This window comes from Lacihabitans sp. CS3-21, from assembly GCF_024343675.1.
Taxonomy (GTDB): Bacteria; Bacteroidota; Bacteroidia; order Cytophagales; family Spirosomataceae; genus Leadbetterella.
Genome location: NZ_RJUD01000005.1, coordinates 62,133 through 87,525, shown reverse-complemented (window position 1 = coordinate 87,525; position 25,393 = coordinate 62,133). Strand labels below are relative to the sequence as shown.

23 protein-coding genes are annotated in these 25,393 nt (G+C 38.4%); 11 read left to right on the top strand and 12 right to left on the bottom strand.

All coding sequences use genetic code 11. The features are described from left to right. Positions 1–5 precede the first annotated feature (5 nt). From EGI24_RS05050 to EGI24_RS05030, 5 genes are read left to right on the top strand one after another with little or no spacing between them, the layout of a single operon-like run. Positions 6–701, top strand: coding sequence for an ABC transporter ATP-binding protein (locus EGI24_RS05050; RefSeq protein ID WP_255047266.1), 696 nt, complete (start codon positions 6–8; stop codon positions 699–701). A gap of 4 nt (positions 702–705) precedes the next feature. Further along, positions 706–2,124 carry a DUF3526 domain-containing protein gene (locus EGI24_RS05045; protein ID WP_255047265.1) on the top strand — a complete coding sequence of 473 codons (1,419 nt, stop codon included), beginning with the start codon at positions 706–708 and terminating at the stop codon, positions 2,122–2,124. Between the two features lies 1 nt (position 2,125). Beyond that, a complete protein-coding gene (locus EGI24_RS05040) occupies positions 2,126–3,496 on the top strand; it encodes a DUF3526 domain-containing protein (protein ID WP_255047264.1) in 1,371 nt (456 codons plus the stop codon). Beyond that, positions 3,493–4,188 carry a M15 family metallopeptidase gene (locus tag EGI24_RS05035; protein ID WP_255047263.1) on the top strand — a complete coding sequence of 232 codons (696 nt, stop codon included), beginning with the start codon at positions 3,493–3,495 and terminating at the stop codon, positions 4,186–4,188. The genes EGI24_RS05040 and EGI24_RS05035 overlap by 4 nt, the downstream gene beginning before the upstream one ends. 13 nt (positions 4,189–4,201) lie before the next feature. Next, on the top strand, positions 4,202–5,167 hold the full coding sequence (locus EGI24_RS05030) for a carbohydrate binding family 9 domain-containing protein (RefSeq protein ID WP_255047262.1): 966 nt from the start codon (positions 4,202–4,204) through the stop codon (positions 5,165–5,167). Here EGI24_RS05030 and EGI24_RS05025 read toward each other — a convergent pair whose 3' ends face one another. Both EGI24_RS05025 and EGI24_RS05020 read right to left on the bottom strand, forming a co-directional pair. Continuing rightward, the gene (locus EGI24_RS05025) at positions 5,168–5,350 is read right to left on the bottom strand and encodes a hypothetical protein (protein ID WP_255047261.1); all 183 of its coding nucleotides are present in this window, start codon (positions 5,348–5,350) and stop codon (positions 5,168–5,170) included. It abuts the gene before it with no gap. Between the two features lie 86 nt (positions 5,351–5,436). Beyond that, positions 5,437–6,831, bottom strand: coding sequence for an arylsulfatase (locus EGI24_RS05020; RefSeq protein ID WP_255047260.1), 1,395 nt, complete (start codon positions 6,829–6,831; stop codon positions 5,437–5,439). 446 nt (positions 6,832–7,277) lie between these two features. Here EGI24_RS05020 and EGI24_RS05015 point away from each other — a divergent pair, with 446 nt between their 5' ends. After that, positions 7,278–7,427: a hypothetical protein gene (locus EGI24_RS05015; RefSeq protein WP_255047259.1), complete on the top strand. Its 150-nt coding sequence runs from the start codon at positions 7,278–7,280 to the stop codon at positions 7,425–7,427. 332 nt (positions 7,428–7,759) lie between these two features. Then, the gene (locus tag EGI24_RS05010; protein ID WP_255047258.1) at positions 7,760–9,046 is read left to right on the top strand and encodes a hypothetical protein; all 1,287 of its coding nucleotides are present in this window, start codon (positions 7,760–7,762) and stop codon (positions 9,044–9,046) included. 195 nt (positions 9,047–9,241) lie between these two features. Here EGI24_RS05010 and EGI24_RS05005 read toward each other — a convergent pair whose 3' ends face one another. Both EGI24_RS05005 and EGI24_RS05000 read right to left on the bottom strand, forming a co-directional pair. Next, on the bottom strand, positions 9,242–10,462 hold the full coding sequence (locus EGI24_RS05005; protein WP_255047257.1) for a neutral/alkaline non-lysosomal ceramidase N-terminal domain-containing protein: 1,221 nt from the start codon (positions 10,460–10,462) through the stop codon (positions 9,242–9,244). After that, positions 10,459–13,386 carry a PVC-type heme-binding CxxCH protein gene (locus EGI24_RS05000; protein WP_255047256.1) on the bottom strand — a complete coding sequence of 976 codons (2,928 nt, stop codon included), beginning with the start codon at positions 13,384–13,386 and terminating at the stop codon, positions 10,459–10,461. Before EGI24_RS05000 ends, EGI24_RS05005 begins: the two co-directional genes overlap by 4 nt. A 287-nt stretch (positions 13,387–13,673) precedes the next feature. On the opposite strand from EGI24_RS05000, the gene EGI24_RS04995 reads away from it, so the two are divergent. The 3 genes from EGI24_RS04995 to EGI24_RS04985 all read left to right on the top strand — a co-directional run bounded on the left by EGI24_RS04995 (position 13,674) and on the right by EGI24_RS04985 (position 19,390). Further along, complete coding sequence (locus tag EGI24_RS04995) at positions 13,674–15,380, top strand: alpha/beta hydrolase-fold protein (protein ID WP_255047255.1); 1,707 nt, start codon at positions 13,674–13,676, stop codon at positions 15,378–15,380. Between the two features lie 99 nt (positions 15,381–15,479). Continuing rightward, positions 15,480–16,229, top strand: a complete 750-nt coding sequence (locus EGI24_RS04990; RefSeq protein ID WP_255047254.1) for an outer membrane lipoprotein-sorting protein — start codon at positions 15,480–15,482, stop codon at positions 16,227–16,229. Between the two features lie 62 nt (positions 16,230–16,291). After that, complete coding sequence (locus EGI24_RS04985; RefSeq protein WP_255047253.1) at positions 16,292–19,390, top strand: VPS10 domain-containing protein; 3,099 nt, start codon at positions 16,292–16,294, stop codon at positions 19,388–19,390. 207 nt (positions 19,391–19,597) lie between these two features. Here EGI24_RS04985 and EGI24_RS04980 read toward each other — a convergent pair whose 3' ends face one another. The 8 genes from EGI24_RS04980 to EGI24_RS04945 form a co-directional block, all read right to left on the bottom strand. After that, positions 19,598–20,536 carry a hydrogen peroxide-inducible genes activator gene (locus EGI24_RS04980; protein ID WP_255047252.1) on the bottom strand — a complete coding sequence of 313 codons (939 nt, stop codon included), beginning with the start codon at positions 20,534–20,536 and terminating at the stop codon, positions 19,598–19,600. A gap of 137 nt (positions 20,537–20,673) precedes the next feature. Next, the gene (locus EGI24_RS04975; RefSeq protein WP_255047251.1) at positions 20,674–21,087 is read right to left on the bottom strand and encodes a DUF6157 family protein; all 414 of its coding nucleotides are present in this window, start codon (positions 21,085–21,087) and stop codon (positions 20,674–20,676) included. A gap of 22 nt (positions 21,088–21,109) precedes the next feature. After that, a complete protein-coding gene (locus tag EGI24_RS04970; protein ID WP_255047250.1) occupies positions 21,110–21,553 on the bottom strand; it encodes a GyrI-like domain-containing protein in 444 nt (147 codons plus the stop codon). Between the two features lie 62 nt (positions 21,554–21,615). Further along, entirely contained in the window at positions 21,616–21,939 is a 324-nt protein-coding gene (locus tag EGI24_RS04965; RefSeq protein ID WP_255047249.1) for a DUF2185 domain-containing protein, read from the bottom strand. A gap of 56 nt (positions 21,940–21,995) precedes the next feature. Further along, on the bottom strand, positions 21,996–22,853 hold the full coding sequence (locus EGI24_RS04960; RefSeq protein ID WP_255047248.1) for a YitT family protein: 858 nt from the start codon (positions 22,851–22,853) through the stop codon (positions 21,996–21,998). Positions 22,854–22,996: 143 nt separating this feature from the next. Further along, entirely contained in the window at positions 22,997–23,605 is a 609-nt protein-coding gene (locus EGI24_RS04955; protein ID WP_255047247.1) for an alpha-ketoglutarate-dependent dioxygenase AlkB, read from the bottom strand. Beyond that, positions 23,592–23,837: an Ada metal-binding domain-containing protein gene (locus EGI24_RS04950; RefSeq protein WP_255047246.1), complete on the bottom strand. Its 246-nt coding sequence runs from the start codon at positions 23,835–23,837 to the stop codon at positions 23,592–23,594. Before EGI24_RS04950 ends, EGI24_RS04955 begins: the two co-directional genes overlap by 14 nt. A 9-nt stretch (positions 23,838–23,846) precedes the next feature. Beyond that, entirely contained in the window at positions 23,847–24,689 is an 843-nt protein-coding gene (locus tag EGI24_RS04945) for a methylated-DNA--[protein]-cysteine S-methyltransferase (protein ID WP_255047245.1), read from the bottom strand. Positions 24,690–24,780: 91 nt separating this feature from the next. On the opposite strand from EGI24_RS04945, the gene EGI24_RS04940 reads away from it, so the two are divergent. Continuing rightward, positions 24,781–25,389, top strand: coding sequence for an alpha/beta hydrolase (locus tag EGI24_RS04940; RefSeq protein WP_255047243.1), 609 nt, complete (start codon positions 24,781–24,783; stop codon positions 25,387–25,389). Positions 25,390–25,393 lie beyond the last annotated feature (4 nt).

The window sequence follows — 25,393 nt, the reverse complement described above, 5'->3', positions numbered from 1 at the left end:
TGAATATGTTACAAGCAAAGAATTTAACCAAAACTTATGGAGAGCAAACAGCTCTCAACAGTCTGAATTTGACCATCAATGAGGGCGAAATATTTGCCTTGTTGGGGCAAAATGGTGCGGGTAAAACCACCACCATCAACTGCTTTTTGGGCTTTATCCAGCCTTCGGGTGGCTCGGCAAGCATTAACGGCGTTTCGGTGGCAGAAAATGCCCTCGAAACCAAAAAGTACCTCGCTTATATTCCCGAAACGGTGATGCTTTATCCTAATCTAACAGGTATCGAAAACTTGGAGTTTTTCTCATCTTTGGCAGGTTTTTCTTACGGAAAAGAAGAATTAAGCTCGTTTTTGAGCACAGCAGGTTTGCAAAAAAATGCTCACAATCAACGAGTTGGTGGCTATTCAAAAGGTATGCGACAAAAAGTAGGCATTGCTATTGCCATTGCTAAAAAAGCCAAAGCCCTATTGCTCGATGAGCCTACCTCGGGACTTGATCCCAAAGCTTCGAACGAATTTTCGGAGATTTTACGTGAATTGGCTCAAAACGGAACGGCTGTTTTAATGGCTACCCACGATATTTTCAGAGCAAAAGAAGTAGCCAACCGCATCGGAATTATGAAAGAAGGAAACTTAGTTTCGGTGATTGACGCCAAAGAAATTTCGGCCAATGAGTTAGAGAAGTTGTATTTACAAACGGTGTAAAAACATGAAAAAAATAATCGCAAACAAAGAATATACTACCCTACTGCGTGACAAACGCTTCAAAATAATGGGTGGTTTGATTGCCTCTTTACTTTTGGTGGCACTTTTGGGCGGTTTTGCTTCGTATCGTTCGCTCAAAAAAGAACGAGATTTAGCACAAAAAGAAGCCCGTGAAACTTGGCTTAATCAAGGAGAAAAAAATCCGCATTCGGCCGCTCACTACGGCTCGTTTGCATTCAGACCCAAGTCCGAAATGAGTTTCTTCGATTTCGGTGTAGATTCATTCACGGGGACAAATGTATATTTGGAAGCTCACCGACAAAACAACCCCAAGTTTTCGGCAGCTCAAGATAGTTCGTCCTTGATTCGTTTTGGCGAAATGACTGTTGCCTTTGTTCTTCAACTTCTGATGCCTTTGCTCATTATTTTCTTGTGTTTCAATAGCATTTCGCAGGAAAAAGAAGACAATACACTCAAACTTATGCTCAGTCAGGGCGTAAGTATGAGCCAGATTGCTTGGGGCAAGATTCAAGGTTTTTCAAAAGCATTGGCGTGGATTATAGTACCTGCTTTGTTACTCACTTTTGTATTGATTTTAATCGGTACAGAAGGCTCACTCTCAGCCGATTTATTGCTCCGATTTGCCTTAACTTTACTGGCTTACGCAATCTATTTCTTTGTTTTTATTAGTCTTTCGGTGGTTATTTCGGCACGTGCGGGTTCTTCTCGCAATGCACTCCTTTCATTATTAGGAATTTGGGTGCTGGCCTGTGTGATTTTGCCCAAAGCAACCACCAATATAGGAGCGAGTATTTTCAAAGCACCCTCCAATTTTGAGTTTAGAGAGGCCATTCACAAAGACGAAGAAAACGGCATTGACGGCCATAACCCTTCGGATAAACGTTTTGAGGCACTAAAAAAACAAGTGTTGACACAATATAAGGTCGATTCTGTGGAGCAACTCCCAGTAAATTTTGATGCCATAGCCATGCAAGAAGGCGAAAAATACTCTACGATGGTGTATAACAAGCATTTTGATAGGATGGAAAACATTTATCAAAATCAAAACTCGGTGGCGGCTTATTCGGCAATTTTGAATCCATTTATGGCGGTCAGAAACCTTTCGATGGGCATGGCTGGAAGCGATTATAAAACGGCTTTGGCTTTTCAGAAATATGCCGAAAAATACCGTTACGAAATGGTTGAAACACTCAATACGCACATGAGGGATTTCTCAAAAACAGGAGACTGGGAGAAAAAAGCCGATGCCAGCATTTATGCCAAAATTCCTGATTTTGATTTCAAAAACCCTTCCATTATCTCGGTTTTAAGACAAAATTGGGTTGCTCTGTTGGCTCTCTTGATTTGGATTATTCTATGTGTAAGAATGGTGTCTAATCTTAAAAACATAAGCCTAAGCTAAGATGAAAAATATACGATTATTGTTCAAATACGAAGCCATTGGCTTGGTTCGCAGTCGCTTGTTTCAAGTAGCGATAGGTTTGTTGATGTTGGTTGGATTGTATGCGATTTATTACGGAAAATCAGAAATAGACCATCAAAGGGCGGTTTTGAAAGAAATTAGAGCCGATGAAGCAAAAAAAATGGAATCACTTAGGAGTAAAATTTCTACCGATACCCTGCCTAACGTCATTGGTAATCGTACTTTTCGCTTGGTTGAAAATCCTCCTTCCGACTTGGCCAGTCTTTCCATTGGTCAGCGAGATATATTCCCTTATCATCTTTACGTGCGATACTATTCTCTCAGCCGTCAGATTATGACTGCCGAGATTGCCAATCCCGAGAAACTGCTAACGGGTAATTTTGATTTGGCCTTTGTGCTGATTTACATTTTTCCCTTGTTCATTATTGCCCTTAGCTATAATCTTATTTCGGGCGAACGAGAAGGCGGCACACTTTCTTTGCTCTTATCAAATCCTATTTCAGAAAGCCAGATTACGTACATCAAAATAGCTTTCAGGTGGTTGCTGAGTTTTGGAATTGCTCTGTTTTTGATTGTTTTGGCCGTAGTCATTTGTGGTATAAAAATAGACAGTACACTGCTTTGGTGGTTGTTGGCTACGGCTTTGTATTTTGCTTTTTGGATGGGTATAGTTTTGATAATCAATAATTTAAAACGAAATTCTTCTTTCAATGCCTTTAGTTTATTGGGGGCGTGGATTGTGATTGTAATTGTAGTTCCAACACTTATCAATCTATACTTGGCGAGTGCTTATGCTGCTCCGCCCCGAAACGACCTCACCCAAGCCATCAGACACGAGTTTGAAGAAATTTGGGCCAAATATGACGACAAAGACCATCGCTATCAAACAGCTCAAAAACTGGCGGCTAAGTATCCTACTTACAAGTCGGACACGAGCTACAACTGGGAAGACAAATATATGCTTGCCGAATATCATTTCTATGATGAACGTTTAGCTCCGTTATTTTCCAAATACCAAAATCTCAACCTGCAAAAAGAATCGGTAGGACAGAAATTGGGCATTTTGTCAAGTGCGGCACTTACACAGCAGATATTCAATGCTTTAGCCCAAACCGATACCCAAAATCATTACAGTTTTTTGGATGAAGTGGGTCGTTTTCATGCTGAAATGAAAGTCTTATTTTATACCAAAATATTCCAAAACAAAACCTTCAAACTGGCTGATTTTGAGCAAATTCCGAAATATGAATTCAAGAAAAAACCTATCAGCAAAGAAGCCAGTAATGGTATTTTATTATTGCTGTTTAGTGTGATTGTGGTTTGGGGAATTGGGCTAATGATGAAAAAATGATGAGAAAAATTCTAGTAGAAACTTTTGTAATTACGCTTTGTTTTTTTGGTTTTGCAAATGCTCAAAAAGCTAATATTTACGGTTTAAATATCATCTCAGACTCCAAAATCCTGAAAGAAACCATCAAAAAAGACCCCAATAAGGCATTGGTACAAATCAAAGATTATGTACCCAATATTACCTTGGACATCAAATATGCCACTACCCAAAATGTTTTCTACATCCAATTGTACAAAAAACCTGCGGCTTTGGTGAGGTTACCTGTGGCAAAGGCATTGGCTGCGGTGCAGAAAGATTTGAATACTCAAGGTTATGGACTGAAAATCTATGATGCTTATCGACCGTATTCGGTTACTTGTCAGATGTTTGAGATGCTGCCCGATACCTTGTATATGGGTTTGCCGTGGACAGGCAGTAAGCACAATCGAGGCATTGCTTTAGATTTGACATTGATTGACCTCAAAACTAAAAAAGAACTCAAAATGCCAACGCCATTTGATGCCTTGGTATATGCGGCACACCCTGAATTCCAGAAATTACCAGAAGAAGTCATTAAGAATCGAGAGCTACTAAAAACCGTCATGAAAAAACACGGTTTCAAAGTGGACCCGATGGAATGGTGGCATTTTAATTATGTGAGCGACACAATTTTTGAACTGCTTGATATTCCCCTTGAAAAACTGGAATTGTAATTTTATACTTTTTATGAAAAAACTATTACTACTCTCATTAACTATACTATACTTTAAAAGCCAAGCTCAAGATTCTTTCGCAACGGGTAATTTTGCACCAAATGCCAAAGCAGCTATTGTGCAGGCCATTCGTGCGAAAGAACCGCTCAGTATTGACGGAAAACTCGATGAAACCGACTGGCAAAATGCCCCAATCACCTCCGATTTTTTTATGATGGAACCCCGCCAAGCGGGAACAATAAAACACAAAACCGAAGTAAAAGTGTTGTTTGATGATAAAAATTTGTATTTCGGAGTATTTTGTGCCGATAGTTTGGGCAAAAAAGGAATCAGAGTGCAGGATTTACGACGTGATTTTTTGTTTGGTGAAAATGACATTTTCTATGTGCAGCTCGACCCTATGAATCTGCAACGTTTTTGTGTGAGTTTTCAGACCACGCCCTACGGCAATCAACGTGACTTACAAGCTTTTGACGATACTTTCAGAGACAATGACTGGGATGCACTTTGGCGAGTGAGAACTTTCCAAACCGAAAAGGGCTACTTTGCTGAATTTGCAATTCCCTTCAAATCGCTCAGATATGAGAAAAAAAGTGGCGAAGTTTCTTGGGGGATAACTTTTTCTCGCTTGGCTCGTCGAGATTATGAGCTGACTTCATTCCCTGCCATACCGCAGTCATTTTCGCCTTATCGAATGACCTATGCTGCACAACTCAAAGGTTTAGAATTGCCCAAACCTTCTGTAAATATTAGGGCAAATCCCTACATTTTATACCAAAACGACCGAATCACTACAGCAGATGGCAAAAAAAGCATTGTTTCTAACCCTAAACTGGGTGGAGATATCAAATGGGCTGTTAATTCTCATTCTGTTTTGGATTTCACTTTCAATACCGACTTTGCTCAGGCCGATGTGGATAGAGCCGTAAACAATACCACCCGATTTAATATATTTTTCCCCGAAAGAAGGCAGTTTTGATTACCTCACCAACTCAGCTTGCTCCATGCTATAGTTGAGGTTATCTGTGTCGGACCAGTTGATTTTGAAAATCATTTTGATGGTACAGACATCGTCGGAATTAAAATGCAGTCCTTTTTTCTTGAAATTTAAATCAATCAACGATTCTGGGCCAGAAGCACCGCAGAAAAAACACGAGGCCATCGAAATGGGCGACTGGGTATGTGTATTAAAAGCTTAAAAGTGATTCTCATTTTCCCTATACTTTCCAAATTTTCAATAATTAGTAACTACTTCTCCTCAGCCCTGCGAAAAAGTGTATGCTCCGATTTTACATGCATATCCTTAGCAAATTTTTCCATAATGGCCAATTGTTTCGGGTTGTCTTCGGCTAGATTATTAGTCTCAGATAAATCTACAGAGAGGTCGAAAAGCTCTTTTTTAGGGCCTTGGTCTTTTTTATGTAAAAAAATGTATTTCCATTTGCCATATCGCACAGCATGCGAATAGCCGCCTTCATAAAACTCCCAATAAAGCGGCCTTTCAGATATTTTTTGGCCCGACTTCCAATATGAAAGTTGCGAAATACCACTGGTTGTAATTTCTTGTGAGGATTCAGCCAATTCTAAAAAGCTAGGTAAAAAATCCCAAAATGCAGCAGGCTGGTCAAGAATAATTCCTTTCGGCAAGGCTGCTCCACAAACAATGGTTGGCACACGTATGCCCCCTTCATACAAATCTCTTTTAACTCCCCTTAAGCTCCCTGAACTATTCATCAGTTTTACATCATCCATGCTGCGGCCACCTTCAATATGCGTTCCGTTGTCTGAGCTAAAAACCACCATAGTATTCTCCGATAAACCATTGTCTTTCAAGGCCTTCATTACTTTACCCACATACTCATCGGCTTTGCTAACCATAGCCGCGTAGGTAGCTTTTGGCATATTCTGACCTCCATAATGATTGCTACTAAACGGCTTTTCTGTGAAAATGCTATTTCCTTTATCATCCAAATAGGCAGCCAAATTTCCTTTTGGCACTTGTAATTCGGCATGTGGAATAGGTAAGGAAAGCATCATAAAAAAGGGAGTAGAAGCATTGTTTTTTATAAAATCGGTTGCCTCTTTTGCGAAAAAGTCAGCAGCATAACCCTGGAAAATATTGCCACCAATTCTTTGAGGTTTAGGAATTTCAGGCGTCGATTTCCAAGCAGTACCAGGGTACTGAAAATGTGCCTCCACATGGTGCAAAAAACCTGTGAAATAATCCCAACCTTTAAACTCAGGGCTACCGGTGGTATTGATATCACCAAGTCCCCATTTGCCAAAAAGCCCAGTTTTGTATCCCTCTTTTTGCAATAATTGCGGTAAAATAATATCTGATGGCCGCAATGGCACTTCACCATTACCGCGAATATATGCGTTACCTGTATGTTTCCCCGTCATGAGGGTACATCTTGAGGGTGCACAAACGGTACTTCCACTGTAAAAATTCGTTAATTTTATACCTTCAGCGGCCATTTGATCTAAATTGGGTGTTTTGATGATTTTCGAACCAAAACACCCCAAATCTCCATAACCCAAGTCGTCTGTCAAAATGAAAATGATATTTGGCTTTTGTTTCTTTGGGACAAACGATGTTATAAAAATCAATATGCTAAAAAGGATCAGTTGTTTGATTTTCATTGTTTTCTAAATTTAAATATTGGCTTTTAATGCTACTTATTTTACGAAAATAGTCAATTGGCGTTAATATGTTCAATTATTTTTTGGTCTATTAATTAATTCCCCTGAGGTTCTTTTGATTTGGTTATTGAAACTTTTTGAAATTTGTTTATCTATAAAATATGCAATCACTCAAAATATTTTTAATCCGCAACTCTATAAAAAACCATGCGATTTAGTAAGGCTTCCCGTTGCAAAATCACCGGCAGTACTTCAAAAAGATTTGAATGTACAAGTTTATGGGCTGAAAATCTATGGTACCTATCGTAAGAATTCTGTTTCCTGTCAAATCTTTGTAAGGCTGCCTTATACTATATTCATGGGATTGACGTAGATGGGTAGCAAACACACTAGCGGCATTGCTTTGATTTAACCTTGATTAACTTCAAAACAAAAAAGAACTCAATTTGCCCAAACTATTTAATGCCTTGGTATATGGGGCTCATCCCGGATTTACGAAATTGCCTGATGAGGTTATCATAAATCGAGATTTACTAAAAACCAAGCATGAAAAAACACGGCTTCATAGTAGAACTGATGGAATAGTGACATTATAACTATGTAATCGATAAGGTATTTGAATTACTTGAAATTCTTTTTGAGCTACTGGGCTTTTAGTAGTATCAATCAAAAAATATATCATTTTTAAAATCAAACACCTAAAAATAGGTTTTGAGTATTAAAATTTGCTTATGCTGATTTTTTTCAAATATAATGTTAGAAAAAAGTTTGACTACTTAAAGCTTAATTATATAGTTTTTTCATAACATCAAATATTCTAATCAGATTATGATTTTTCCTCTAAAAATATTCATTTATATTTGATTTGATGATTGTGTAATATGTTTTGATTCAATCAAAAAACTATCTATTTAACCTAAAGCTAAAAATGAAAAAAGTCTTTTTTATTGGGGCAATTGTGTTGTTCTCTAATCTATTTGGAGTAGCCCAAACCTTTAAACCCAAGTTTAAACTCTTACCAGCTGAAAAAGTTAAGTTTAACTCTTTTGTTGACTGCAATATGGCAGAGGCTTGGGTAGGTGATACTTTTAGGATTTTCCCTGGCAAATATGGCGAAGACCCTGTGTGGGGACTTGGTGTGGATAATCGCTATGCCGATGGAAAAAATGCAGATGAGGTGTTTAAAAGCCTCTCTGAAAACTTCTTTGAACCCATAATGCCCGAAAATGCCCCAGTTGGCAAACCTGGTTTGCATGGTGCTGTTTGGTTTGAAACGGTTTACCAAGACTCAAAAGATAAATCAGGGAAGACACTTTATGGTATTTATCACAATGAAAATTACCCCCAAACCCTTCCTTACAATCCAAAAACTGGAGAAGGGTATAAAAACAACAAATGGCCTCAGGGTCTGAGAGGCCCAAAAAGTGCGGCAGCAGTATGTAGAATAGGCATCATGAAATCGACTGACGGTGGTAAAAGTTGGAAAAACAAAGGTATTTTCATTGAAGACCTAGATCCCCGAATGATTTTAAAGCCATTTAACACCTCTAATACTTTTGCAGGAGGTGTGGGAGATCCTTCCGCTGTACCTAGCGGAGAATACCTCTATTTATTTTATGGTGAATATGGATATCCTGGTATTTATAACGAAAAAACGTATGACCCAAAAACCGAATGGTCGGGGCAGTGCATTAGTGTGGCTCGGATTGCCTTGAAAGACCTCGAAAACCCCGTTGGAAAGGCCAAAAGATGGGACGGAAAGGCTTTTACTGTACCATATAATGGTATTGGCAAACCAATTAGCTCTTTACAAATTCCATTGGAAGAAGGCGGTGGGCCGTCTTCTTCTCCCACGGGTGGCTTTCATTGGGGGCCATCGGTAAGTTGGAATACATATTTGGACTGCTGGGTAATGATGATGGGAAAAGTAGAGGGCAAATCATGGGTTGGGGATAAAATCTACATCTCATTTAATAAAAATAAAGACCTTTCATCGGGCTCAAATAGTCAGGATTGGACAAAGCCCGAATTGTTTTTCCATAAGCCGAGCTATACACTTTGGTATCCATCTTTACAACCCTTAAACATCGAGGAGGACATCAAAAACAAATATACCTGTTTGATTTTAGGCAAAAAGGCACGATTTTTTGTAAAACGAATTAAGCCAGGCGACGACGAATATGCCTCAGAACATTTTGTGGAGTTTGAGCGATAAAGTTTTCAAGGTTACAACAATAAAAAATACCGGATTCGGAGAATTATAAATTGTTATAACTCTCCAAAAATATTAAAAATTAACAGATTTGGAGAATTATAAATTAAAAAATAAATGCTAAAAACTGATTAATAGCAATTTAAAGCCAGTGCAATCACTATGCATTTGTCTATTTCAAAAACTTGTAAATAGAATCTAATCTTGAACCAATTCTTTCACAGTTTCCAAAATCATGGGGCCAGTTTGTTTACCTACCGACATTCGGGTGAGGTATTCGGCATGGAGTAGGCTAGGGTTTTCAAAATATGCAGGTTTTAAGATATACCCCAAGGCGTCGTTTCCAAGACCCAAAATGAACTTAGGGCCATTTTTCATCATTTTTTTTGACTCCAAAGAATAAAAAGGGGCAGTTTCTCCTGGATGTGTAACAAACTGAGCTTCTCCGATTCTAAAATATGAAATCTCGGTTTCTACGGTTTCTGTAAAATTCCTTTTGATGGTACCTATAGCCGCCAATTGTTGCCAAGCCTCGTTTTCTACGGGAATTTTTATTTTTTTGCTTCTAAAAATCAGCTCTGAACTTTTTAGTGGAATTGCCGTTTTTACAACCTCATTCACTTTTTCAGCCAATTCTTTACCTCTTTTATAAGCATTTTCAAACGTTTTTGGCTCATTTTCAGGTTGCACCCAGCCACCTATGGCTCCCTGCAGAAAAAGCACCTCGCCACCAGTAGTCTTTTTTAGTTCTTCATAATACCCATGAATATAATCGGCAGAAACTTCTGATGCCACGGCATCCATAAATGTAGGGTGGCATGCAAAGTTGGTTAATGTGGCAATATTCTTATTTTTGGAATTTCGAAATTGGATAATATTTAAACTTCTATCCAATTCTTCATTACAAATATTTTGCACCCAAGGCTCTCCGTAAGTAGTTTCAGCGGTATAGGCTTTCGCACGCTTTTGATTTTCGAATGCTTTTTTAATTTGACCAGCAGTAGTCCCAATCAAAAACTGCATATAGGAATCGTCTACACCACTTGCTGAATAGTCTTTGCCCCAAATACCCACTACATCAGGCCCAGCATGTGTGTGGGTAGAACTTATCACTATTCTATCGGCTGGTATTTTGCATATTTCAGACGTCTTTTTTCTTATTTTCAAAACATCGGTATAGAGCAAACCTATACAATCGATAGTGACAATCGCCAGATGTGAGTTGTTGTGGCTGATAACTACTGCTTTGGCGTAAAGGTTGTCATGAATTCCAGTAAACTTTCTATCTTGTTTGTCGCCAGCTATATATGCCCCAATTTGGGGATTTATGATGGCTGAAGAAGCACCTACCGTCAAATTTTGAGCAATGGTCTCCTGAATAAACAGCTGCATAATGAAACCAAAAACGATTTTTTTCATCTTATTCCTTTTTGTAAAAACTCTAATAAATCTGCCATTTCTTGGTTAGAAAGTGCATTTTCGAAACCTTCCATCATCAAAGAAGTACCTAAAGACCGAAACTTCTTAATGTCACTTTTATTAATTAATACTTTTTCGCCACCTATTTTATGAAAGGTTACAGACTTATCGGTTTCATTGGCTACAATTCCCATATGTATAACACCGCTTTTTGTTTCAATACTGTGATTCACATATTTAGGATCAACGGCAGCATTGGGGTCAAGAATATCGTGTAACATGGTAGCTTTACTTTTTCGGCTGATTTCTGTCAAAACAGGGCCAACTTCTTTGCCAATACTGCCGTATTTGTGGCAAGTAGCACAGGTATTGCTGAATACTTTTTCACCTTTTATATTATTTCCTTTTAAGGTTAAGGCCGGTTTCATTTTGTCCATAGCAGCCTGACGATTACTCACACCCGAGTCACTGAAAAGTTTTTTGGCTCTGATTTTGGTGCTTTCATTATCTGTCCACCAAAGTAAAGTACGTCTTCTTTCGAGGTCAAAATTCATTTCACCAATGTTAATTATGCCTTTTTCAAGGCCAGTGAGCAAGGCATCGTGGTTAGATTCAATATATAACAATAAGTCACTGGCGTAGCGGCGGGTCTGTGGACTAAGGTCTTTCCACATTGACACAACCCTATTTCCAATTTCTTTTTCTCTGTAATTAGAAAGCTGTCGCAGAGCATTTTCTTGCAACTTGAGCGGTTGGCTATTTTTCAGACATTCAAATAAAATTGTTGATTTTTGAGAATAAGGCACAAAATCAAGCAAAGATAGATATTGCACCCGAACTGAATCTGGCAACTTGGTATTCAATACATTTTTTGAGGCCTCATTGCTGTACTTCAAAAATTGGGGAGCAGGCTTTAATTTTAGTTTTTGCCTTACTGATGCCAATTGAGTCAATAAATCTAATTGTGCATTTTTCTCTAGAGATTCTAATTGTTTTTCAATAGCTTTTCCCGCAATTTTATCCATATTTTGAGCTAACTGTTTCATTACAAATGCTCGATCTTTATCTGAAATATTGGATGATTGAAGACTCGATAACACTGAAACAACTTTATCAACCGAACCCGAAGTATTCAAAGCCAAAGAAGCAAGTAAACTCGAATTAGGACGTTTTTCTTGTGCAATTTGCGAGAAAAGTTGAGCTGTTTTACTTTGAGCCGCCAAAGTCACTGCCGCTACATTCCACGCATCAGTAGATAGTTGTGTCGATTGAACCAAGGCATGAAACAGTTTTGCCTGATTTTTTTGAAAGGTAGGATGAGTTTCAGGCAAGGTGCTTAAACTCAAAGCCGCTTGCATACGCACACGGGCGTCTGAATCTTGCAGTAATTCCACAATTTTTATCAAAATACTTTCATTTTCACTAATATAATTTTCTGCAATTTTCAAAATACTTTCTCTGAGCGAACCCTCACTATTTTGTAATGCTTCTACCACTTCATTGGCTGTCAACTTACCCGAATGACTCAAAATCCAAAGTGCGTGCAAGCGAGAAAGTTGATTTTCTGAATTGAGCAGTTTTTTCAATCCCGCAAAAACATCGTTGCTTATTGAATTCTCCATCAAGAGCCTGTGAGCCGTATTTCTGACCCATTGATTAGAGCTTTCGAGCGACTTTAGTAAGCCTTCTGTATTCCTAAATTGCTGAAAATCAAACTCCTCATACCCCTCGGCCAAAGAAATCCTATACACTCTACCTTGATTTTTACCTGCATTGAGGTCTAATGTTTTTTCGATATCGTCAGGAATCCACTCGGGATGCTCAATCACCTTGCGGTGAATATCTATCACATACATGGAGCCATCTGGTCCAACGCTCATATTCACTGGCCGAAACGCCCTGTCAGAACTCGCCAAAAAGTCTTTATTTTCAAAAATCCTTGAAGCCGTAAATGATGCTCCGTTGGGTTTTATTTTATCGACATGTATCAGATTCAGCACCACGTCCGCTACCCAAACGGTATTTTCATATTTTTCGCCAAACGCACCTCCACCATAATATGTTACGCCACAAGAACCCGAGAAATAACCCGATTGCTCGGGATGATTCACGCGATCTTCCTGCTCGCCGATTGGAAAAATCCGAGCAAGACCATTTTCCTCATGGTCTGATATGTTTTGAAGCGTATTTTCGGGTAAAATGGGCTTGTCCTTAAGATACCTGTCCGGGAAAACTGAATGCGAAATATGCGTGAGGTTGTGCGTCTCAAAAATGCGTCCATATCCATCCATTCCCAGTCCAAAGCCCCCCGAAGATTCACCGAGGCGTTCCATTTGACGGGTTTCAAGGTTAAATCTCAAATCTTGTCCGCGTAAGTCCAAGGCAGTGGTGGTATCGCCCCACCAAAATGGTTTACCACTGTTTCCGCCATTGGCAGCATAAATCCAATTGTCGATGCCGTAAGTAAGTCCATTATAATTGTGTTGCAGATTTTCTTTTGCAAATCCACCCATAAGTGTGTCAATCTTTTCTACTTTATAATCTTCATTGTCATCATGCAATTGAAGTAGATATGGAGGAGCTGCTACCAAAACGCCTTTTTTATAAGGCATAAACGAATCGGATAATCCTAAATTTTCGGCAAAAACAATGGTGCTATCATACACGCCATCGTTGTTTTTATCTTTCAAAACCAACAAACGGCTTTGCTTATCTTCCATAGGGTAACCCGGCATTTCGAGTACCAATGCGTCACCATTTTCATTAAATTCCAAATCTACGGGGTCTTTTATGAGTGGTTCTGAAGCTACCAATTCTAATTTGAAACCATCTTGAATCTCGAAACCTTCGGGATTTTGATGGGTCTTTTTGCAAGAAATAACAAAAAGAACTGGTATAATAAAAATTACAAAATATCTATGCATTTTACTATTTAAGGTTGTAAACAAAAATAATCAATTGGGTGAAATGAGAAACATTTTTTGAAAGAAAAATATATTTTCAAAATGAATTTAATTTTTAAAACTTCAACAAATTTTAATTGGGTCAGCACATTTTATATACTAACTAAATTTCAATCCTAATCAAACCTCAGATTGATGATCATCCAACTTGACTATAAGGAAACATTGAGAAAAAATTATTTTTTCAGACTTCAACCATTCTTAATAATGGCTTTTTTTATAACTTTAGGTTTAAAGACCTTTAAACTATGAATAAGATTCTCACCGTAATATTTTTGATCCTATTTTCGAATGCTTTTGCCCAAACGCAATTTCAAGTTTCGTTTCCAAACCAAAAAGGCCTTCTTGATGGACGATTGCTACTTCTTTTATCCAAAAACGACAAGGCTGAGCCACGTTTTCAGGTACTTGATGGCCATGATACACAATTGGTCTTTGGCTTAACATTAGATAATTGGCCAAGTACCAAATCCCAAATAATGACCACGGGAAATACCTTTGGTTATCCTATTGAAGCCTTAAAAAACATACCAGCCGGAGACTATTATGTGCAAGTATTACTCCATAAATACGAAACCTTCCACCGCAAAGATGGCAAAATCGTAAAATTGCCGATGGATCGTGGAGAAGGCCAGCAGTGGAATTTGGCTCCGGGAAATATTTACTCCAAGCCGGTAAAGATATCTATTAATCCTAAAAGTCCTCAATCGTTTAAAGTCAGTTTAGATCAAACCATTCCCCCTATAGAAGAGCCCAAAGACACCAAGTATATCAAGCATATCAAAATTCAAAGCAAACTTTTGACCGAATTTTGGGGAAGGCCTATGTACTTAGGAGCTCATGTGCTTTTGCCTGAAGGTTTTGAAGAGAAAAAAGAAGTAAAATACCCACTGGCAATATTTCACGGACATTTTCCGAGTGATTTTGATGGTTTCAGAACCACCCCACCAGATGAAAATTTACCCAATGATTACAATTCGAGATTTAACATTTTTGGATATGAAAAAATTGTCCAACAGGAAGCTTATGATTTCTATAAAATGTGGACTGGGCCAAATTTCCCGAGGGTTTTAGCCATTGAAATTCAACATGCTTGCCCTTACTATGACGACTCTTATGCCGTAAATTCAGAAAGCATTGGCCCATATGGCGATGCTATCACATATGAATTGATACCATTTATTGAAAAGCAATTTAGAGGCATTGGCGAAGGTTGGGCTCGTTTTACTTATGGTGGTTCTACTGGTGGTTGGGAGGCCTTGGCCGTGCAGGTCAAATACCCCGACCAATACAATGGTTGCTATGCGGCTTGTCCTGACCCAATAGATTTTAGGGCCTTTACAACTGTAAATATTTATGAAGACAAAAACGCATATTATTACGAAAGCGAATTCAAACCTACCTTAAAGCCCGGCCACCGCAACTATCTCGGTCAAATTTCAGCTTCTCTAAAAGACATGAATATGAGGGAATTGGCCTTAGGGACAAAATCTCGTGGAGGGCAACAATGGGATATTTGGGAGGCCGTTTACTCACCAATAGGGAAAGATGGTTATCCAGAGCCCATTTGGGATAAAAAGACTGGGGAATTAAACAAAAAAGTAGCTGAATATTGGAAAGAAAACTATGACTTAAGCTACATACTTAAGCGTGATTGGCCAAAATATGGTGATAAATGGCGAGGGAAAATCAGAATTTACTGTGGAGATATGGACAACTACTATCTCAACAATGCCGTATATCTGGCCGAGGAAGAACTCAAAAACCTAAATAACCCAGCTTACGAAGGTGAAGTGGACTATGGCGATAGAGCAGAACATTGCTGGAATGGCGATCACACCCAGCCCAACTATATTAGTAGACTGCGATATCACAGAATGTTTATTCCAAAATGGGTGGAAGATATGAAGAAAACTACACCAAAAAATAAGGACCTAACAAGCTGGAGATACTAAAAGGTTATGTCTAAATAGAAAAAAAACCATTTATACTATTTTAAGGTTAAGAGTTTAATGAACATTTTACTTTTACAGCATAATTTAAAATCTATATAAATGAAAAAAACGATTAAACTATTATTTGCGTCAGCATTGGTTTTCGCAGCTACAATCGCACAGGCACAAACTGCCGACGACATTATCAACAAGTATTTTGAGGCTACAGGTGGAGCAGCTAAATGGGCTGAAGTAAAATCTGTAAAAATGATTGCAAAAGGCAAACAAGGTGGTATGGAATTTCCGATTACAAGCCTTCAAAAAGCTCCCAATCTTATGAAGCAAACCATCAATTTTCAAGGTAAAGACATTACAATTACTGCATTTGATGGAAAAGAAATGTGGAAAACAAGCTTTATGACCATGAAAGCTGAAAAAGGAGAGGCAGAAGATAGCGAAAATGCAGCCAAGTCTTTAGATTTTCCTGACCCATTTCTTGACTATAAAGCAAAAGGCTACAGTGTAGCTTTGGAAGGTGAGGAGAAAGTAGAAGGTACAGACTGCTACAAAGTTAAATTGACAAAAAAGCCAATCAAAGTAGATGGAAAAGAAGAGGAAGATTTTAGCTATTATTTCTTCGACAAAGAAAATGGTGTAATTATAATGAACCGTTCAGTAGGTAAGAAAGGTCAAATGAAAGACGTAGCTGTTGAAACTCTTATGAGTGATTATCAAGAAGTAAATGGTCTATTTTTCCCTTTTACAGTTAGCCAAAAAATAAATGGTCAAGTTGCTTTTACGATGGCTATGGAAAAACTTGAAATGAACGTGGCTATCGACAACAAAGAATTTGCGTTCCCAATAGATTAATATTTATTACAAACTTAGCCTCATTTAAACCCTTAAATGAGGCTTTTTTTATACCTTATACTATGAAAATATCTACATTATTAGGTCTTCTACTCTGTTTAAACTTGGGTGTTTATGCCCAAGAAGCATTGCCTATAAAAGGCGACGAAATATTCGGCTCTATGCGAGCCAGACACATTGGTCCTGCATTGATGAGTGGCCGTATTACAGACATTGAAGGTCACCCTACCAACAACAAAGTATTGTATGTAGGTGCAGCGGGTGGTGGTGTTTGGAAAACTGGAGATGGGGGAGTTACTTTCAATCCCATTTTCGAAAAACACACACAATCTATTGGAGCAATAACGGTGGACCCTAAAAATCCTGACCAAGTGGTATGGGTGGGTACTGGAGAAATTTGGACTCGTAACTCCGTAACTATAGGCGACGGCATTTACAAAACTACCGACGGTGGCCAAAACTGGACCAACATGGGACTTGCCAATTCTGAAAGAATAAGTTCTATTAAAGTCAATCCAAATAATACAAACGAAGTATTTGTGGGTGTATTGGGAGCTTTGTGGAGCGATAGCCAAGACCGTGGAGTTTATAAAACTAGTGACGGAGGGAAAACATGGGAGAAAGTATTTTATATCAATGCTACCACAGGCTGTTCCGACTTAGTCATGGATCCAAAAAATCCAAGCATTATGTATGCTTCTTTTTGGGAATTCCGCAGAACAGCTTATTCATTTAGCTCTGGCGGTGAAAACAGTGCATTGTATAAAACCACTGACGGTGGCAAAACTTGGAACAAAATTCATAATGGATTTCCAGCAGGAAAGTTGGGTAGGATAGCGATAGCTGCTGCACCTTCAAACCCAAATATACTTTATTCGGTAATTGAATCAGAAAAAGACACTGACAAAGGTCTTTACAGATCTGACGATGCAGGAGCTAGCTGGAAGAGAACGAATGGTGACTTTGGTTTGGTGGTTCGTCCTTTCTATTTCTCAAGAATCGTAGTTGACCCGAAAAACCCTGATATCGTACTCAAAGCTGGCCTCAATGGCTCATTGAGTAGAGATGGCGGAAAGACATTCAAAGACATTGGAGGCGGAATTCATGCCGATGTACATGACTTTTGGTTTGATTTACATGATTCCAACCGGATTTATTTGTGTGATGACGGCGGATTTTATCGTTCTTATGATGGCGGTAGTATTTGGGATATGTCAAAAGGCTTGCCTATTTCGCAATTTTACCAAGTAGCGGTTGACAATCAAACGCCATTTAAAGTTTATGGTGGCTTACAAGACAACGGCTCGTGGATAGGACCATCGTCAAAGCCAGGTGGCATAGAAAACCGTGATTGGATATCGGTAGGTGCTGGCGACGGTTTCCGTACTTTTCCTCATCCTAAAGACCCTAACATTGTGTATTCTGAAATGCAAGGTGCAGAGAATATTTGGAGAATTAATCTCGAAAAAAACTCAGCAAAAACCATTAAGCCTTTTCCTGAAGCCAATGATCCGAAGTTTAGATTTAACTGGAACACCCCAATCACAACCAGTCCGCACAATCCAGATAGACTGTACGTGGGTAGCCAATTTTTACACAAATCTGATGATCGAGGAGAAACTTGGGTAAAAATTTCACCGGATTTGACCACCAATGATCCAGCCAAACAACAACAAGAAAATTCGGGTGGATTGAGCATGGACAATTCAGGTGCTGAGAATCACTGTACCATATTTGCCATAAACGAGTCTCCTTTAGACCAAAACATCATTTGGATCGGAACAGACGATGGAAACGTTCAATTAACGCAAGATGGCGGAAAAACATGGACCAACGTTACGGCCAATATTCCTAACCTACCGAAAAACACTTGGGCATATTTTATTGAACCAAGTAGTTTTGATAAGAATACAGCTTATGCGGTATTTACAGGTTATACAAGTGGGGATTTTAAACCTTATGTATATAAAACAACTGATGCTGGAAAGACTTGGAAATCCATTGTTTCAACTGATGTCAAGTCTTTCGCAAGAAACATCAAAGAAGATTACAAAAACCCTAATTTGTTGTTTTTAGGAACTGAAGGTGGTTTATATGTAACCATTGATGGAGGACAAAATTGGTCGCAATTCAAAAACAATATGCCGCCTGTGGCAGTACACTGGATTGCCCTTCACCCTACAGAGGATGCTTTGGTAATGGCTACACACGGTCGTGGTGTAATCATCGTGGATGATATCTCGCCGTTACGTCAATTGACCAAAGAGATTATTGCAAAAGACCTGCATTTCTTCACCACAAAACCAACCAAAATGGCTGAATCTGGTGCTTTTGGCGGATATTCCCGAATGGGAGAATTTGTTGGAGAAAATCCTAGCTCAATGGCTCAAATCGTATATTTCTTAAAAAGTAGACATACTTTTGGCAAAATGTCTCTAGAAATTTTCGACCAAAATGACAAGAAAATAGCAGACTTGGCTCCAGGAAAATCAAAAGGAATCAACTACGTGGATTGGAATTATAGCCTAAAACCACCAAAAGTGGCCAAAGGAAAAACCTTGGTGTTTGGAGGCTTTCAAGGCCCTACAGTTTTGCCTGGCACCTACAAAATTAAGGTTACCAAAGGAGCGAAAATCTATGAAAGTAATCTGAATTTGATAGCGAATCCAAAGTCTATTCATACGGCTGAGGACCGCAAAGTGCAATTTGAAACCGCCATGAAGCTCTTCAATATGAGTGAAGAATTGGGTTATGTGGTAGACCAAATTGACACTTACAAGATAAAAATAGACTCAATCTCTCCAAAATTGACTACTGCCAAATTGAAGAAACAGTTTCCTTTAACAGACATAGCAGGTAAAATGCAAACCTTAAAAGAAACTTTGGTGGTATTAAAAGGCGACAACTACGTGGGTGCTGCTGAGCCACAGTTGAGAGAGAAAATCTCTGGACTATACGGTGAAGTGTTGAGCTATACAGGACGCCCAACCAATGCACAATTGGCCAGCATGAAAGTTTTAGAAGAGAAGCTTAATGCGGCAAAAAGCCAAATGAAAGGTTTCAAAGCTAGTCTTGACAAATTGGCACCTGCAATGTTAAAAGCCAAAATGCCTGAACTGAAAGTCAGAAGTTTTGAGGAATACAAAGCAGCAGAGAATTAAGAATATTTTGTTTTTTTGATAAAATTCACCCTGATTGAGTAATTGATCGGGGTGTTTTTTTTATACGCCCCATATGAAATACTATTTATCAAATTGCAAAAAGTTGATAAAAAAAATCGGGTTACAATTTAATAATCAGAATTGAATTTTAGTTAAAAACAGCCTGCTTCAAAACGACAAATACAACCACTTAAACTACAAATTGATTTAATTTAAGCTCAAAATAGTCTTAGGCTTTGCAGTGAGAATGTTTGTCGGAAGACTTTGTTTGATAGAATTTTTGAAAGCCTCCACCACTGCATAACGCGGGTAGTTTTTGTCCAACACCAAACTTATTTCTCTTAAAGGTTTTTCTCCCTCAAAACGTCTAATTTTGTGCTTTTGGTCTTCATTGAGATCTAAAATTGCAAGCTCAGGCAATAGCGTAATGCCTTTGTATTTGTCAACCAACCTAACAATGGTTTCTAGGCTACCAGTCTTGAAATTGAGCTGACTTATTATGTTTTGTTTTTGTTTTAGTTCACAAAAATTCTCTATTTGGCTTCTTAAACAATGTCCCTCTTCCAACAGCCATAAGCTATTCAAGTCAATCTCGTTACTCAAGATATATTTTTTCTCAAAAAGTTCGTTTTCGGGAGAAACATAAGCCATCAATTCTTCATAAAATAACGGAATTTCTCTAAGTTTTATACTGCCTAAGGGTGTAGCTAAAATCCCCAAGTCGAGTGTTCCATTTTCAATACCTTCTAGAATTTTCTCAGTGGTGAGTTCTTCTATTTGTAATTGCAAAAGTGGATATTGCTCATGAAAGTTCTTAAGAAATAAAGGCAGCAAATAGGGTGATACAGTGGGGATTACGCCTAATCTGATTTCACCTTGCAAACCATCGAACTCATTGATAACAAGATTATAAATTTGGTTGAAATCTTTCAAGGTTATTTTGGCTTGATCCAATATCAACTGTCCAACAGGAGTAATCATTACAGGAGACTGGCTTCGATCAAAAATTTTAACATTAAGGTGCTCCTCTAGCTTTTTTATTTGCATACTTAGTGCAGGCTGGGAGATATTACACGCTTCGGCGGCTTCCACAAAATTGAGGTGTTTTTCAACTGCCAGAATATACTGTAACTGAGTGATTGTCATGCCTTATAATTATTTCTTATTTACAAATAAAATAAATATGTTTTAATTATAAGAACATCGAAAGCATTTTGGAACGATTTTTTAGGCAATCCCGAAAATATATTTCAACAGTTAATGAAAGTAAAAAGCAGTCAATCTTACCTTTTTGACTTCATAGCTTTATACTTCTTTAAGCTTGGGTCATTTATGAGTTTTTCGTATTCGTCAGTTCCAGCTGCTATCAAAGCAATTTTGCCTTCTGAGTTGCTATGAATACCCCATGCGTAACGTTTGGTAAGAGGCGAAGCCCTAAAACAGGCTTGCCCCTTGGAGAAAAACGCCTTGCGAGCTGTGGCTATTTCCTCCTTCAAAATTTCTTTTCTATCTACAAAAACCTGGAATAGCACATCGTCAGAACTGAATTTGTAGGGATTCTTGTTGATCATTTCAAACTGAAGGTTAGCCACAGATTTTGCATCGCCTTTTAATGGCGGTATTTCGGCCTGGTCGATTGGGCAATCTTCTGCTATTTCAATAAAAGTATTAAAATAATTTGTGGTATGCTCTTTCATAAATTTGTTATATCCAAAAACGCTATTTTAAAGCTATAAAAATATCTACTTCCGCATTTTCCCTATTTCCTGACTTTACTCCATAAACTTCATAGTCGGTGGTATAAGCTCTATCCAAGTCACTGTTCCAGATTTTCACCCATTCATTGAATACAATGCCATCGTTTAGGTTTCCTTTTGCAGTATATTTTTGATAATTAGCCACTTCTATGGATTTAGCAACCATACCTTCGGGAATAGCAGCCAGTGTACTTACCGCACAACCCAAAATAGTGGTGTAAGGCGTAGTATGATCTTTTTCGTAGTCGGTATAAAGGCAGTAAATAGTTTCGTCCACTTTATTTGGAATTTTTCTGGCAAAATCTTCGATAATAAATCTGTTCCATAGGGCAGGAATATCCCTTGCAGCTTCTCCGTTGTTGTTACTCGTTCTTACCGAAATTCCAAGAATGTCAATCTTTTGCATATTTGTTTTTTTATGCAAGTTTACCACCACTGCCTGACAACCCTATGTCAGCAGTCTTCTTTTTATTCTTCCTCCAACAGCTGAAATCTGTTAGTTCCTTCCACACGTTCCCACTCCGACCCTATCGGTTTTTTGAGCATGGCTACTATGGCTCGATCGTAGTTAGCAATCGTGTTTACATCATAAATAGATATATTATCTGGGTTCTCCACATATTCATCGTCTTCGGTACCCGAGTAAAACCTCCACCCTGTATCAAACTCATCTTCAGGTTCTTCGCGGTACATAAAGCCTACTTTCAAGCCCTCTTCAGTGATTTTTCCACTAGCCATACAAGTTCCGCCGGTGGGTATAATGTCTTGAAATTCCTCTATTTTTGCTTGCATATATTTGTTTTTTGAAAAGTAAAGATATTGAAATTATGTTTCGATTTGGTTAATTTTCAGTGCAAAGGGCGTTTTTTGATCAGTCCTCCCTTTGTGTCTTTTACACTATTCATGACTACAAAAGCATTGGGTTCAATTCTCTCAATTTCGGAATTGAGTTTATTTAGCTCCAAACGAGTTATAACGGTATAAATAATATCAGTTTCTTTCATTTCACCACGCTTCCCGTAGCCACTTTTGCCACTGTAAACCGTTACACCTCTTCCCATTTTGTCAATAATCATTTGTCTGATTTCCTCATTTTTATCCGAAACCACCGTTACGCCGATGTATTCTTCCAGTCCTTCAACTATAAAATCTAAGGTTTTGGAGGCTGCCAAATAAGTAATCATTGAATAAAGGGCGACTTCAATGCCTAAAAAATAGGCGGCAGCACCGAAAATCATGACATTGATAACGATGATAACATCTCCAATGGTCGTGCCGAATTTACGACTGAGATAGATGGCCAAAACCTCCGTTCCGTCTATGACCGCTCCTCCTCGAATGGCAAAACCTATGCCCGCACCCAGAAAAAACCCTCCAAAAATGGCCACTAGGAGATTGTCATTCGTAATATTCGGAAATGTAACTGTAGCCAATACCAATGCCAAACCAGAAATGGCTAAAGCTGTTTTTATGGCAAATTGCCTACCCACTATGCGGTGACCCAATACGATGAAGGGCAGATTTATACCTACGATTAGATAGGAAAGTGGAATTTTCGTCAATGCCGAAATCAATAACGAAATACCTGTGGCCCCGCCATCAATAAAATGGTTGGTTAACAGAAATCCTTTAAAGCCAAAAGCAGCCGAGAAAATTCCGACTATGATTAAAATAGTATCTTTTACAAATCTTTTTGATGCTGACATTTACTAATTGGCTTGTGTATAGGTAATGAATTTAAAGTGATAAAAATTCCCTTTGGTCACAGCAAATCAACGACAGAAATATTAAAATCTTGTTTTTTGGGTGTTTTGGGTTTATTAGTTTAGGTAGAAAGTTGAAGTAAATCTTACTCCACAATGGTTCTAAAAGTGAGATTGACACGCGGAGTGGAAACACGCTTGGTAGGCGGTAGTCTGTGCAACCAATGTGTTTGCGTGGTGTCTTTCATTACAAGCAAGCTGCCATGTTCGAGTATGAGCTCAACTTTTTCCATGGTTTGTTTATGTTTAAAAGCAAATTTTCGTTCTGCTCCAAAACTCAGCGAACCTATTGCTCCATCTTTTTTTAGATCTTTTTCGCCATCGCTGTGCCAAGCCATGCCTTCATCGCCAGTATGGTAGAGGTTTAGGAGACATGAATTGAAAGTTTCACCTGTTTCCTTCTCTATCAATTCTTTCAGCTCCAAAAGCTCTTTGGTCCATAGAAGTGCATGCTTGGTGGTGTTGGAATAGGTATATTCAAACGGTTTTTCGCCATACCATGCCACTTTACGTTTCGTGATAATTTTCTTTCCAAAAATAATGGCTTCGTCGTTCCGCCATTCGATATTTTCTAACAATGCCTTCAAATAATGGTTTGACTGTTCTTGATTCAGCAATTTTCCATAATAATATACAGTTCCTTCATAAGGCAGCCAGTTTTTTGATGCTTCGGGTTTATAATCAAACAAGTCCATTTTTCCAGGTTTTATATTTACTTTTCATACAATGTCCACAGGGTCTAAAATTATGCTCAATGGCCTCTTCTTCAGAACTAAAGAACACCCTGTTCTGTTTTTTCATTCTTTTTCCTGATTTGCAATTGAGTTTTCCGTAGATTTTGAGTTTTAAATTTCCACCCAAACTAATTCGTTTTTGATGGATTTTTTGGTGTAAATCTTCAGGGCCTATTTCTAAATGGCTTAACATTTATAAATTTCAAACTCGTATTTTAGCACTTTCCCAACCAATAATAGCCGTTTTGCGTGTATTTCCCCACATATATCCGCCCAAGTTTCCTGTAGACTGAATAATTCGATGGCAGGGAATCAAAAAAGCTACAGGGTTGCTACCAATAGCAGTTCCAACCGCCCGTGAGGCATTGGGTTTTTCTATATGTTGTGCTACTGCCCCATAAGTGGTCAATTGTCCCATGGGAATTTTCAGGAGTGTTTCCCAGACTTTGAGCTGAAAGTCTGTGCCTTTCAAATGCAGTTTTATTTGATGGAGTTTACTCCAGTCATTTTGAAAAATAAACAAGGCATTTTGTTGTAAAATATCTAGCTTTCTTTGGAAAATGGCCGCTGGAAAGTGGCCTTTGAGTATATCGAAGGCGGTTTGTTCGTGGTCATAAAACGCCATGTGACAGATGCCTTTTGCTGTCGATGCCACCAAGAGATTGCCAAAAGGACTTTCGGCAAAACTAAAATTTATTTCCAAGTTCTTGCCTCCATTTTTGTACTCTGCTGGGCTCATTCCTTCAATATTTACAAACAAATCATGCAAACGACTGGTGCCAGAAAGTCCTGTTTCATGAGCCGTCTCAAAGAGTGAAGTTTGATTATCTTTGAGAAGTTTCTTGGCGTGTTCAACGGTTATATATTGCAAAAACTTTTTCGGGCTTGTTCCTGCCCAATCGCTAAACAACCTCTGAAAATGGAAAGGGCTCAGATGCACTTTTTCGGCCACTTCGTCAAGATTCGGTTGGGTCTTAAAATTGGTTTTGATAAAATCTATAGCCTCAGCAATTCTATCATAGTTAAGTTGGTCTTGGGTTTCCATTTCGTCAATTTTGATGTTACAAATGTCGATATAGTTTTCTTTTCAAAAAATCCGATTCTTGCTAAGATTTGTAGAAATGTGATTTTGAGATATGTATCCAAGTATTTCAATTATTGAAAAAGAAGAAACCATTTTATCTGAAAATACTGTTTCAAAAATAAACAATCTTTCAATGACAAGCTATTTCATTATCCCAGGCCTTGGCAATTCTGACGAAAACCATTGGCAAACACACTTTGAGAATTCGGGCGAAAATTTCATCAGAATCAACCAAAAAAGTTGGGACGAACCCGCTTGTGAAGATTGGATTTTGAACATTGAAAATGCAATTTCGGCGTATAAACCTTCTGAAGTTGTTTTGGTTGCTCATAGTTTGGGTTGCACGGCTGTGGCTCATTGGGCCAAACGTTTTCCGAAGACTATCAAAGGTGCATTGCTGGTTGCTCCTAGCGATATTGACAACCCTGTGTATACTTTTCCGATGAATGGCTTTACGCCGATTCCTTTAGAAAAATTACCTTTCAAGAGTATTGTTGTAGCAAGTTCAAATGACATTTGGGTATCCGAGGAGCGAGCCCTTTTTTTTGCAAATGTTTGGGGAAGTGAGTTCATTTGTATCGGCGAAGCTGGTCATATCAATGTAGCTGGTGGTTATGGAGAATGGCTTGCTGGACTAGAGCTTTTGAAGCAGTTTGAGTAGTCAA